General features: G+C 30.9%; 12 protein-coding genes and 1 pseudogene. 10 read left to right on the top strand and 3 right to left on the bottom strand.

Annotation, left to right across the window (positions count from 1 at the left end; genetic code table 11):
- Nucleotides 1-29: 29 nt before the first annotated feature.
- The 4 genes from M1D73_RS28935 (at nt 30) to M1D73_RS28920 (ending at nt 3686) form a co-directional block, all read left to right on the top strand.
- Nucleotides 30-311: a hypothetical protein gene (locus tag M1D73_RS28935; protein ID WP_061663964.1), complete on the top strand. Its 282-nt coding sequence runs from the start codon at nt 30-32 to the stop codon at nt 309-311.
- Between the two features lie 75 nt (nt 312-386).
- Complete coding sequence (locus M1D73_RS28930) at nt 387-1010, top strand: putative bacteriocin export ABC transporter (RefSeq protein WP_086400827.1); 624 nt, start codon at nt 387-389, stop codon at nt 1008-1010.
- A 15-nt stretch (nt 1011-1025) separates the two neighbouring features.
- Nucleotides 1026-3173, top strand: a complete 2148-nt coding sequence (locus M1D73_RS28925; protein WP_098212989.1) for a DUF1430 domain-containing protein — start codon at nt 1026-1028, stop codon at nt 3171-3173.
- Between the two features lie 126 nt (nt 3174-3299).
- Complete coding sequence (locus tag M1D73_RS28920; RefSeq protein WP_139020212.1) at nt 3300-3686, top strand: hypothetical protein; 387 nt, start codon at nt 3300-3302, stop codon at nt 3684-3686.
- A 287-nt stretch (nt 3687-3973) separates the two neighbouring features.
- On the opposite strand, the pseudogene M1D73_RS28915 reads toward M1D73_RS28920, so the two are convergent.
- Nucleotides 3974-4617 (bottom strand): annotated as a pseudogene (locus tag M1D73_RS28915) (recombinase family protein).
- 476 nt (nt 4618-5093) lie between these two features.
- Between M1D73_RS28915 and M1D73_RS28910 the strand changes: the two are divergent.
- Both M1D73_RS28910 and M1D73_RS28905 read left to right on the top strand, forming a co-directional pair.
- Nucleotides 5094-5681 (top strand): TetR/AcrR family transcriptional regulator, encoded by a 588-nt coding sequence (locus tag M1D73_RS28910; RefSeq protein WP_098212991.1) that lies wholly within the window; start codon nt 5094-5096, stop codon nt 5679-5681.
- Between the two features lie 21 nt (nt 5682-5702).
- The gene (locus M1D73_RS28905; RefSeq protein WP_171053863.1) at nt 5703-6338 is read left to right on the top strand and encodes an HXXEE domain-containing protein; all 636 of its coding nucleotides are present in this window, start codon (nt 5703-5705) and stop codon (nt 6336-6338) included.
- Between the two features lie 227 nt (nt 6339-6565).
- Here the strand turns inward: M1D73_RS28905 and M1D73_RS28900 are convergent, their stop codons facing one another.
- Both M1D73_RS28900 and M1D73_RS28895 read right to left on the bottom strand, forming a co-directional pair.
- The gene (locus M1D73_RS28900; RefSeq protein ID WP_000356686.1) at nt 6566-6760 is read right to left on the bottom strand and encodes a hypothetical protein; all 195 of its coding nucleotides are present in this window, start codon (nt 6758-6760) and stop codon (nt 6566-6568) included.
- A 597-nt stretch (nt 6761-7357) separates the two neighbouring features.
- The gene (locus tag M1D73_RS28895; RefSeq protein WP_139020211.1) at nt 7358-7720 is read right to left on the bottom strand and encodes a hypothetical protein; all 363 of its coding nucleotides are present in this window, start codon (nt 7718-7720) and stop codon (nt 7358-7360) included.
- A gap of 310 nt (nt 7721-8030) precedes the next feature.
- Between M1D73_RS28895 and M1D73_RS28890 the strand changes: the two genes are divergently transcribed.
- From M1D73_RS28890 to M1D73_RS28875, 4 genes are all read left to right on the top strand, one after another.
- Nucleotides 8031-9782 (top strand): NTTRR-F1 domain, encoded by a 1752-nt coding sequence (locus tag M1D73_RS28890; protein WP_349917501.1) that lies wholly within the window; start codon nt 8031-8033, stop codon nt 9780-9782.
- A gap of 996 nt (nt 9783-10778) precedes the next feature.
- A complete protein-coding gene (locus M1D73_RS28885) occupies nt 10779-11027 on the top strand; it encodes a hypothetical protein (RefSeq protein WP_086400830.1) in 249 nt (82 codons plus the stop codon).
- Nucleotides 11028-11760: 733 nt separating this feature from the next.
- On the top strand, nt 11761-12162 hold the full coding sequence (locus M1D73_RS28880; RefSeq protein ID WP_098213281.1) for a hypothetical protein: 402 nt from the start codon (nt 11761-11763) through the stop codon (nt 12160-12162).
- Nucleotides 12163-12494: 332 nt separating this feature from the next.
- On the top strand, nt 12495-13301 hold the full coding sequence (locus M1D73_RS28875) for an arylamine N-acetyltransferase family protein (RefSeq protein ID WP_098213282.1): 807 nt from the start codon (nt 12495-12497) through the stop codon (nt 13299-13301).
- Nucleotides 13302-13554 lie beyond the last annotated feature (253 nt).

The following is a 13554-nucleotide window of genomic DNA, read 5'->3' as shown; positions in this document are numbered from 1 at the left end:
AAAACAAGATTTTTAAGGTGGGAATAAAATTGAAAAAGAAGGCAATTACTTTAGCACTTTCAGCTATGTTGGGAATTGGAGCACTAGTACCTATTGCAGCCTCTGCAGCAGAAAGTTTTGATACTGGTTTTGATAAAAATAAAATGGAGCATTACGCTATATATTATCATTCTTCTAGAGTACATGCCTCTGGAATCACAAAAAATGGCACTCCTTATAAGAGTATAGCTGTAGGACCTGGTTATAAAGCTGCTTTACATTTAGCTTTTACTGGACCATATGCTGTAACTTACCAAAAATATGTTTTTTAATTAAATATATTGATATTGTGGGGATTTATAGAAATTATATAAATCCCCTTAAAATGTTTTTAAGGTGGGATTTATATGATTTTTATAAATAATATGAATAAGAGTTTTAACAATAAAATTCTTTTTGAAAATTTTAATTTGGAAGTAAAAGCAGGAGAGTTTATTGGGATATATGGAAAAAGTGGGAAGGGGAAGACAACACTTTTAAATATTATTGGCATGTTAGAAAATCCAGATTCTGGTGAAATCAAATTGTTAGGAAAGGAAACAAATTCTAATAAGAAAAAACGAGACTTATTAAGAAATGATATTGGATTCATATTTCAAAACTATGCATTAATAGATAACGAATCTGTAAATAGTAATCTAGAAATTGCTATTAAACATAAAAAGCTAAATAAAAAGCAGAAAAAAGATGCGATATGCTCAGTACTAAAGGAAGTGGATCTTACAAACTATGGTGAAGAGAAAGTCCATACTTTAAGTGGAGGAGAACAGCAGCGTGTTGCTATCGCTAGACTACTACTTAAAAATCCAACTCTCATTTTAGCTGATGAACCAACTGGTTCATTAGATAGTGAAAATCGTGATATTATTACCTCTCTTTTTCAAAAGTTACACCAGCAAGGAAAAACAATTATTGTAGTAACGCATGATACAGCTTTGTCTCATCTGTTTTCAAGAATCATTCAATTATAAGAGAAAGGTTATATTATGAAAAAATTAATATTTATTCTTAGTTTTATTACTTTTACAATTGTGAGTTTTTTATCAATTAAACAATTTGAATACTTGCAGTTTCAAGCTTTTAATTATGATGTTAACTATTCAGAGGAAAATTTTGTTTTAGAAATAAAAGAAGGGAATCCTCAAAAAAATAAAGTTGAAAACTTTAAAATTTTATCAGAAATTGCAATGCAGGCTAAAGTAAATCTGCAAAGGACGTCACACGAAATTACAAAAAATAAACAAGAAAAAATCGTGTATTATGTAGCATTATATGATTATGATCAATATTTTAAGCAGTTAAAATTAAAAACAGGGGAATTCCTGAATTCAAATAGTAATTCTGAAGCATTCCTTTCTACTATAAAAACTAATAATAAAAATCAAATTGGTCAAATTGAGATTTTTCATAATTTTAACCCAATAGAAATTCGGCCGATGATTGCAGCAGCATCAATTAAAGATATTAGAGGTACATATTCTTTAAACAATTCTAAAAATATCAAGTTATTTAAAAAAATTGCCGACAAAAATGGACTTTCAATAAAAATAACAAAAAATGAATCAATATCTGTTTTTACAGAGTATCCGTATCAAACCATGATCTATACAACAAGTTTTGTATTATGTTTATTATTATTACTAGCTATGTCTTATGATGTTATGAACAATTACAAAGCTATTGCTATTCAATATATGCACGGAGATAATTTTTGGCAAATCGGGTTATATTTACTTAGAAGGTATGTAAATATCATTTTAGGTTCATTTCTTCTGGCTAGCATGAGTCTATTAATATTTCTTTATTACTACAATCAATATCAGCAAATAGTACCTTTTATAGGCTTTTGGATAGAAAACATTTCTCTTTTATTCTTAGTCATACTTTTAATTATAATCGTTACTTGGCTTGGTAGTAAAAATATACATATATCTCAAATGATTAAAAATAAAAAACCCATAAAACTATTCTTTTATTCTAATCTCGGGATTCGATTTATATTAGCTGTGTTCTTAATTCTTGCACTGCAACAAGGGATTAGCACTTTTATTGAACTCAAAAAAACAATTACACAACAAGAAAAATGGGAATTGATGAAAGATTATGCATCACTAGGTATGGAAGTAGGGGCTGGAGACAGATTTGATATCAAAAATGAAGATAGTTTGAATCGATTCAAGAATTTATATAAGGAATTAGAGGATCAGGGAGCCATATACATTGCTCCGTCTTATTATTATTTCAATCAAAAGAATAATGAGTTAAATCCTAACCCTTGGGGAATGGAAGGAAAACAAATCGTTATTAATAGAAATTATTTATCAATCAATCCTGTATACGGAATTGATGGTGAAAAGTTACAGTTACCAATACCTAACAAATCTGAAATAACGGTTTTAGTGCCTAAAAAATATGAAGCAAATCAAGAAGATATCAAAACAACAATAAAAAAAGATTATTCCATGATGCTAAATCATGAGAATCCTGACTCAGTACAAATAAAGATACTATATGTAAAAAATGAACAATCTTATTTTACATTTACTACTCAAATGGCTGTAGATACGAATTATCAAATTATTGATCCAATAGTGGTGGTTTTGACGCATGAGTTTGAGCCGATGTATACATCCAGTTCAATTGCCATGGGTTATGGCTACTATACCAAAAATGGAGATAATGAGTTTCCTTTTAAGAAAACAAAAAGAACAATTGAAAAGTATAATTTTGATAATATTTGGAGTCCGGTATCTATTGCATACTCACTTGTTGAGCAAAAGATATCAAATGATACAGAAAAACTTCAATTAACTATAATTAGTTGTACACTATTTTTAGTGCTTTCTGCTGTGTTACTTTTCTTTTCTGCTATATATTATTTAGAGATGTTTAAACAAATACTTGCATTACAATGGGTTTTTGGATACAGTTTTTTTGAAAAACATAACGTGGTTTATCTCGCTTTATTGGTATTTTGGCAATTTTCCTTTATGGTTTGTTTTTTCATTTCTAATGATAGATGGTTATTATTTAAAATTAGTTTAGGATTAGCAATTTGTGATATTTTATTAATTAGTATTTTATTGATTGCAAAAGAACGTAAAATTACTAAGTTAATGATACTAGGGAAGTAAGTTAAATATAGTAAAGGATGGATATATTTGTTGCAGAAAAAACAAATAGTTTTATTAAGTTGTTTTGTATTTTTAAGTATTCTATTTTTCGGTGGATATCTTCTTCTGAAGGATGGAGGAAAGAATGTGTTTGAAGAACAAAGCTTATCTGGTACAAATGAGGTTAAGAATGAAGTTAAGAGTGCAGTTGAAAGTCAAAATAAATATTACTTTGTGTATTTAAAACAAGATAATGGAGTTCCGGATACTACTTTCATCCCTGAAAAATTAAATCCTGGATTTGATAAAACGGCTAGCTTTAATACGCATATTGAATTCGATGATTATGGGAATATTATAGAAGACGAAAAAATGATTGTTATATATAATAATAAACTATCAGAGAACAATAGAAAAAAGATAAAAAATATAGCGGGTAAACAAAATTATGCTGAAGCTTTAAAGGAAATCCAACAAAAAATTGATGAAACAAAGGCTACAGATTTTAATTCAGAAGAAGTAGTTTCTCAATAAGTGTATTTTAACTAAAAGGAGAAAAAGTACAAAATTATTTATACGAAATAACTAAATGGATTTCTTAGAAAGAAAAATAATATAACTATTAATTCTTATAATTAAAAAGAACTTGTATTGATTTCTGCAAGTTCTTTTTAATTTTAGAATAACGTCACATATTTTTACAAGATAAGAAAATACTAATGTTTGTTTTAGTACTTTAATTCCGAACTATTAAAGCTGGATTATTAACTGCGATACTAGGAAGACATTACTATGTACTATGAATATTCGGCTCATATGATTTATTTAGGGTTTAATTTGTTCTCTGCATATTCTTTTAGTATCTTATAAAAAGTATTCTTCTTAACTCCTAATATTTCCATAAATCTAACGCTTGTCATTTCTCTTTTTTCCATTTTTCATAAGTTTCTTCTATTATAATTAGTTGCTTGTGACTTAATGCTGAAAGGTTAAATGGAGGGCGCCCTAAATGCTTACCTTGAGATTTAGCAACTGCAATCCCTTCTGCTTGTCGCTGATGGATTTTTTTCCGCTCTTGATCTCCAACATAGGAAAGCAATGATAAAAATTGATCTTCCATTAACCGGCCCATATCTCCCATCTCACGAAATTTTCGGCTATCAAACAATGTTTCATTTTCTAAAACAACAATATCAGCTTGTAATGCCCTTGTTATGTATTTCCACTCCTAAATTACTTCGTCATAGTTACGTCCCATACGATCTAAAGCATCTACATAGACAATATCACCTTGACTCAATATTTTTCTCAGCAATTGATATTGCGGACGATCAAAATGTCGTCCGCTTGCTTTGTCGACAAAAATACGCCGAGCTTCCACTCCTCTTTCCATCATCTTATGTAATTGACGTTGTTCATTTGGATCTTTTGTACTTACACGTATATATCCATAAATATTTACCATATTTAACATAATCCTTACATTTGTTACCACGATTATATTACTTTAGTTTATAAAGGTGTTTAACAAAAATAAACGTTTATAAAATAATCTCAATAACCTTTATAAACTTGATGTTTCATAGGTGTTCTTAACCTGTTTGTAAAGGTATACCTTTACAAACGACTATTTGCTTTTCCTATTGTTGAAGGGAATATACGGGTTAACATTTAAAAAATATCGAATTCACAGCATCAAATATCCCTTGTTTCAAAGAAAAATATTCTAAACGTACAATATTCTTTTTTTGATATGGTGACCCCAAATACAAAAAGCGTGAACAGTTTAGCATTTTCACGCTTTTTGTATAAAATAAATTATAAAAAATGTAGGGAAAAGTCGAAAGGATTAAATTGATTTTAAAAATTGAAGGTGATACCATAAAATTAAACAATGTTTAAAACATTGTTTAATTAATAAATTCTAGAGGGGGAAATAAGTTGAGGGAAAATGAAAACATATCAACGAAAGAAAAGATTTTAAATACAACATTGGAGTTAATTAAAGAAGAAGGTTTCGAAAGTGTAACAATAAGAAAAATCGCAGAATTGTCAGATACAAATATTGCGCTTGTCAATTACCACTTTGGCTCAAAAGAAAAGTTGATTAGTGAGACGATTAAAGTCTTATTAATTAGCTTTCAAGGTACTTTTTCTATTTTAGATGATATTAAAGTGCCAGCGAAAGAAAGATTAAAAATATTTTTATTGGGTTATGTATTAGTAATTCAGCAATACCCTGAGTTAGTTAGGAAAATTATTGCAATGGGAACTACGGTATTTACATCTCAATACGAATATGGAGATTTTTTGAAGAGGCTAGGTTTTAGTAAAGTGAAGAATATTTTGAGCGAAATAACAAATGAAACGGATCAAGAAATTTTAATGATGATGACAGTGCAAATATTTGGATCCATTTTTCTTCCAGCATTAATGATGCCAATTCTTGAATCAGGGGCAGATCTAATAGTACTGTCTGTAGAAAAACAGATTGATTTCCTATTTGAACGCTATTTTTATAAAAATTGAGACAGTGAGTGGGTGATAGAGATGGTTAGTTTCTTTAGAAAGCATTGGTGTGATATAGGGTTAGTTGTGGCTATTGTTGTCGCTGTTTGTTTAGTTGTGAATTTGGGAGAAATGAGTGAAATAAAAGCACTGTTAGCATTAAGTTTTATGGCCATTTTAGTGCATCAATTTGAAGAGTATCGTTGGCCAGGTTATTTTGCTGGTCTGTTTAATGTAGTTATATTTAAAAGTGATATACCAGATCGCTATCCATTAAATACACAATCTGCTATGGTAATAAATATTTTGATTGCGTATGTTTTTTATTTACTTCCGGTTTTCTTTCCAAACATAATATGGCTTGGTTTGGCACCTATTTTTATGGGTTTTTTTCAATTCATATGGCATGGTATTTTTGCGAATATAAAAGCTAAAACAATATACAACCCAGGATTAGGTGCGGTTATATTACTACATGTTCCGATTGGTTATGCATATATGAGGTATGTTCTTTTACACAATCTAGCTACAAATTTGGATTGGATATTAGGGCTAATCTATTTTCTAGTAGCTACCTATTTTTTAATTATAAAAGGAAATATGTTACTGAAAAGTAAGGAGACAAATCATTACTTTTCTAAAAAGCAATTAGGTCCGTACAATGATGCATTAAAGTGATTCAGAAGGAATTTTGGATGTTGAAGAGAGTACAAATGAATTACAAAAGAAAGGTGCGTAGGCGCCTTTCTTTTTTTGAAGGAGATTTTTGTATTTTTGGGTAGCACCACATTGCCATAAATCGATTGCCAGCTCTATCTTTCCACATATAATCCCAATGTGGTAAAATGCCCGATTGGTTCAACTAATAAACAGTGGGGGATGCCCCCACAGATCAAAGTTTCACTTTATGAACGTGGCGTTTCTGAATATGTATAAATCACTTGTCCGCCTCGCTGTGCGTTACCAATGAAATGCTTAAAATCTTCTCGATTTACAACAACTTCTCTGAACGTATAAAATACATCTTTCGTAACAACATACTCCGTTATTTCACCATTTTTCAGCTGATCTAAAATTGTATTTGCTAATTCTTTATCCATGTATTTCACCTCTATGCAATATTTTATTTTATATTCCATAGATCAACAACTGTAAAATTATCCAGCCAATCTTCTCGAATTATATATTCATTATTTGTAAAACAAAATTATTTTACTATGCATCCATTACGGGTGTTTTTTCTTTGTTATATAAAAATTACACACTAATTGACATTCTGGACACTTTCAAAAGAACGGGTGATACATGATGATGCTTATCCTTATGATTTATACTTGTGTATTACCATATATATCTTTAACCTATAAACTTTTCTTACAGATAGATATATATCTTTCTGTAAGAATGAATCATTCTTCTTTATTTACCTATACATATAGTTTAACTAAATTATTATCATATCCACGTTGATTTAAAACGATTTATACAAAATGTAAAATTGATAAAGCCTAGCGATATCAGTATGTGTGCAAGATATTAATGGGTTTTATTTGAATATTTAGAGATGTGTTTTACAAATAATCCTCCTAAAAAGTGATATTTATATTTACTTAAAGTACAATTCTCTAAAAATAACATGGTGACCCCAAAATACAACATAAAAGAAAAAATGGATTCTTTTAATAAGAATCCATTTTTTAGCTGGGACTAAGTTCCCTTGAAACATTAATATGTTCACCAAATATATTAATGAGATTACTATTATTTTTAATCACTTGGCGCTTAAATGCCGCAAAGGCTGAACTAGAATCTAGTTTTTCGATAATCTCTAAAAAATATTTATCTGTCCGTTGTTGAGTTGCACTTTTAATATAATTCCTTAACAAATCGTAGAAATCTAACATTTCATCAACTAACGCTTCTCTAATATATGATGCTTCTATCGTTTTTAAATGGGTACTTCCATTATATACTTTATGTAGTAATTCAACAGTCTGAATTGTTTTATTTTCTTGATCCATTGCTTCTATATATACTTTAGCAAAAGGCACTGGTTCCACCTTGAAATTCATCCTATTTTCCACATTATCTTGAGGATCTGTACAATTTAACATGTTATCATATTGTGCTAACTTTATATTGTTACAATGGGCACATGACCAAAAGAGGTTTTCCCATGAAAATTTTAAATCCTTATTCCCTTTATGAGGTATAAAATGCTCCACATTTACACTAATAGGATTCTTAGATTTTTTGTTGGAAAAATTTAAGAATGAAGTGTTTTTTAGTTATAAAAGCGTTATTTCTTATATAAATTCATAAAGAAGTTGATTTTATTTATAAAATATTCTTAGGAAAAGAGGTGTTTTGTTGATTACAAACCTAATAATTAATGGGAACTTTGAAAGTGGGACCCTTAATCCTTTCGTTACAACAAATGTACAAATTGATGGAACGAATAGTCATTCGGGTAAGTATAGTGCAAGCTTAATTGGTGGAGAAACTAGTGCTCACCTTATACAAGTAATACCTATCTTTCCAAATGAAAGTTTTGAATTTCTTATTTCACTTGCTAAAACAGGAGGTGCCCCAAGCCCTCCGCTTTCTATTATTCTCGCATATTATTACAATTCTTTATTCTTGAAATATGGTTTAAACATGAGCATCCCATCGGATCATATGCCAAATAGTAATCAAAATCATTGGTTAGAGATATATCAAAATACTTCTTCATCGCCGGCTTTAGCAAATAAAGCTATATTACTTATTTATAAAGAGGGACAAGCTGGGAGTTCTAAAGTGCTTATAGATGATGTAAGTTTACAGTATTTCACAGGGTCTACAGGAACCACGGGTCCTACAGGAACTACTGGAGCTACAGGAATCACGGGGTCTACTGGAACTACGGGTCCTACAGGAACTACTGGAGCTACAGGAATCACGGGGTCTACAGGAACTACTGGAGCTACAGGAACTACTGGAGCTACAGGAATCACAGGTCCTACAGGAACTACTGGAGCTACAGGAATCACGGGGTCTACTGGAACTACAGGAACTACTGGAGCTACAGGAATCACGGGGTCTACAGGAACTACTGGAATCACGGGGTCTACAGGAACTACTGGAGCTACAGGAATCACGGGTCCTACAGGAACTACTGGAGCTACAGGAACTACTGGAGCTACAGGAATCACGGGGTCTACAGGAACTACAGGAACTACAGGAACTACAGGAACTACTGGAGCTACAGGAATCACGGGGTCTACAGGAACTACTGGAGCTACAGGAACTACTGGAGCTACAGGAATCTCAGGTCCTACAGGAACTACTGGAGCTACAGGAATCACGGGGTCTACAGGAACTACTGGAGCTACAGGAATCACGGGTCCTACAGGAACTACTGGAGCTACAGGAACTACTGGAGCTACAGGAATCACGGGGTCTACAGGAACTACTGGAGCTACAGGAATCACGGGGTCTACAGGAACTACTGGAGCTACAGGAATCACAGGTCCTACAGGAACTACTGGAGCTACAGGAATCACGGGGTCTACAGGAACTACTGGAGCTACAGGAATCACGGGGTCTACAGGAACTACTGGAGCTACAGGAATCACGGGGTCTACAGGAACTACGGGTCCTACAGGAACTACTGGAGCTACAGGAATCACAGGTCCTACTGGAAATAATGTATCAGGGATAACAAACTACTTATATACCTATGATACAACTAATCAATTGATTGCAGTAGGAAGTGCTGTTAGCTTTAATACAAATGGACCTAAAATAGGGTCAGCATTGACACATGTAGCAGGTACCACAAATATAATAATTAATACAATCGGAACATATGTAGCTGATTTTACTTTAACAGCTATACAGGCAAATCAATTTTCTTTAGCGTTAAATGGTGTACCAATTCCAGGTGGGCGATATGGTACAGGAATAAACCGTATACAAACAACAGGCAAAGTTGCTTTCACAGTTATAACTGTCCCGTCTACATTGACTTTAATAAATAATACCTCCACAGCAGGAACTGGAAATATAACTCTTTCCAATAATGAAGGAGGGGCTTTAACAACAGTGTCTGCTAGCTTAAGCATTTTTCAAATAGGATAAATACTTAATTTTTCTTACGAATTTTTTGGGGGAATTTCATGCGGAATCTATAAATGCGTTTTTTATTCTCCTATGTGATTTTTATAATATTATTCTTGATTTGAAATATAGGAGATAATTACAAATGGGTTTCAAAGTTTATTTAATTATAAGATTAAACAGAAACTAGTTTTACAAAAGATACAAAATGTTAAACTCATAAAGCCCAGTAATATCGGTACCTATGCATGATATTACTGGGTTTTTATTTGGATATTCAACGGCGTGTTTTACAAATTATATAAATACCTAAACTTAGTTTTACTTTTACATATGAACATCTTAAAAAAATACATCAAAATAATCCTAACTATTTAATTAGGTTTCGGGCTCCTTAAAGGAATTTTATATGTATTACAAGGAAAAGATTTTCATTATCCCATTATCTCCAAATGGATTAGCAAGTAAAAAAATAATAAAAAGAAACAAATCCGACTACATAACTAGAATATGTGTTATAATCCTATTGAACATATGAATAGGATAACAACTACCTGCTGTTGGCAAGTAGCAATTTATCTAATGAAAAGATCACTTGTTTCCAAGACAAGTGATCTTTTTATATACATTACCTATACTATTTGTGAGATCCATTAGATATTTTAGTTCTCTTATTTATATTCTGTACTCATTTCCTCACTCCTTTGATTTAAATACTATATCCCGTTTTCAGCAGCATCGAGTTATAATATCGACTCGATATATAATAAATATTGTTTAATCTAAAAGCCTCTGTTATATTCACCTTCTATAAATCCTTCTTTACAAGTGTTAAATGAATATGGCTCTTTATATCCAACTTCATATTCTTCCATTTAATTTCGTTCTTAATGTGTAAAAGTGTAAACGTGGACATTTACACTTTTACACAAGTTCACAAAAATAATTACAACAATAAATTTTTATATTGTAATATAATTAAATAGACTTCGTTATTTACAAACAGGAGGGATTTCATTGGAAGACTTTGATGATGAGCTACGCCAAATTGATATGGATCAAAAAGACGCAATACTAGTTGTAAGGGCTTACAAAAGGTATTTAGCAAAAACAGATGAGGATAGGGAATATGGAACAGAAGTAATTGAACGTATTAGCAATAGTGATACTACTCGTGAGGATGCGGATTTTATTATAAGATGCACGGAAGTTATTGATAATCTTATCGATAAAGTTTTCGAGGAGAAAGTAGCAAATAAAAGCTAACCTATTACTATAGGATAACCCTCCTAAAAAAACATCTAGCATATAGGCTACGGATTATCTATTCCTGAACTAGTGACCCAAGATATCACAGCGATAATTCACTCATAGTAGAAATTAATATTAATGTTTTGTTTGTTGATGGGTATAAATGGGATTAATGTTAAGAATATTCAATATTAATAATATCAATTTACTATAGTTTACAATTATGTAAAACTATAACCAAGGTGAGTTTTACTTTAAAACTTATTCCTAATAAAGATTTAAAGAAATTTTTGTTTCATTTGCCAACAAGAAGGAAGCCATACTCTTTTTCATTTTTAATTTTGCCACATCGTTAACATTTGTTTAGAAAATTAATTAGTAAATTCAGATTTTAAAATTTGTTTTATGAAAGTAATTGTAGGGTTGTTTGGATTTAGGTTCAAAAATAGATAGACTGGTTCAAATGAGATCAATCAAATCTACTAATATTAGAAAGTGCTTGTATTAAGGAAAAGAAGATATTTCCAAATTTTAAAAATGCACATCAATTCAGATGTCATGTAAGTAGTTTGCGTAAACAACTAAAACAATATGGCGTATAAATAGCAGATTAAAACTATGCATAGTAGGGATAAGGAAAAGGAGCGTTAATGGTCTTTTTTATAATAATTATCTTAGAAACTAGCAGGAATTGCAGATAACGCAGTAGGCTGCGAGAATTTATCAAACAAAATGAGGTGAATGAAACATGAAAGAAGTTGTGAAAAAAGAAAAAATGATACCCTTACAGGGGAAGGAGCATTGTAATCGTCAAGCAGACGCAGAACAGTATAATGCTGAGCAGTGTAATATAGAAAGAGAGTGTATCAAGCTAGACAAAAAAACAGTTAAAAATCGAACCACAGAAGAAAAATGGGATGAAAGATGTAAACGAGCAGTTCAATTATTTAATCAAGGGACAGAATATCCAGATATTGCGAAAATAGTAGGGTGCAAAGTGAGTAGTTTGTATAGAGAGCTCAAGAAACGTGGAGTATTACAAATGCCAAAGCAAGCAGCATCCTCTAAAACATTAAGGTCACCCATAGTATCAGCAAAAACAAAAAAATCGAGGTTTGAACGATATAAAGAGTATTATATGTATAAATAGAAGAATTAAAGGCTATATAGTTGTTTATCTGAATAATAACTGCATCTAAGATTCTCTATTTTTCGATTTATCACAAAGTACACATTTAGACATTACATTTAAAATTCTTATCAACTCAGCTTTGGGGGATTAGTAAAGATGCCAAAATATCAAAAAGATACATTTGAATAAATATTAAGGGATTTTTGGGCACTTGCTCCTTAATGGTCGCTAATATGTTTAGTGCTACACACTCTTATGAAATGTATTAATCAAGCTGTACGCCATATATAATTAATAGTCTTAATATATAGGTAAATATATACGATTTCTGCAAATGGAGGAGATACATAATGTTAACTGAATTACAAAAAAAGTTTTTCTCAAAATTAAAAATGCCCCCAAGAGAAAATGTGAAATTTGAAGATTTACATACAATTCTTTTGCAGATGGGGCACTTATTACCTTATGAAAACATAGACATCATGGAAGAAAATATGAAAGAATTTTCTAGAGAAAATATTGAAGAAAAGCTGCTTTTAAAGAATCGTGGCGGATTATGCTATGAAATTAATTCTTTATTATATTATTTTTTGTGTGATTGTGGATTTAATGTGTATCGAATAGCTGGAACTCTATATGATCCAAAAACAAGAAAGTGGAACCCTGATGATGGCCACGCACTTATCGTTTTACAACACAAATATGAAAACTATATTATAGACGCCGGTTTTGCATCCTATCTCCCTTTACATCCTGTTCCTTTTCACGGTGACAGTGTTACTTCTGTAACGGGCGAATATCGTGTTCGCAAACAAAATACGGAGAAAGGAACGCATGTATTAGAAATGAAAAAAGGGGAAAATGGAGAAACTTCACATTTTTTTGATTCTGATCTTAGTGATACCTGGTCTATCGGTTATGCTTTTTATTTAAATGCAATTAATGAAAAGAAAGTGAATGCTATACAAAACATGGTTATAGAGCATCCAGAATCCCCAGTAAATAAGGCGAATATTATTTGCAAATTAATTGAACACGGGCATATTGCACTTACTAAGCAAAGTTTTACAGAAACCCGGCATGGAAAGAAAATTAAAAAAGAAATAACAGAGAAACAATATCATCAAATACTTAAAAATGAATTCAATATTTTTTAGACAAGCAAGATGTAGAAAGTAAACTATAAGATTTTCAACGCATTATGCCCTCATTTGTAGAAAAATGGGGGTTTTTAATTAATAAGTGCTTGAAAAGTTCTGGAATATTTTTATTTTTATGAATTTTTCTATTGTTAATAGGATAAATTCAGCGATATATAACTTAAATTTATAACGAAATACTATAAATGCTTATGGAATAACAGTGAAAATAACATCAAATATATCCATTTTATTAAAATAGTACTACATT

The sequence above is a fragment of the Bacillus sp. PK3-067 genome, assembly GCF_056738645.1.
This window is presented reverse-complemented; position numbering and strand designations above follow the sequence as displayed.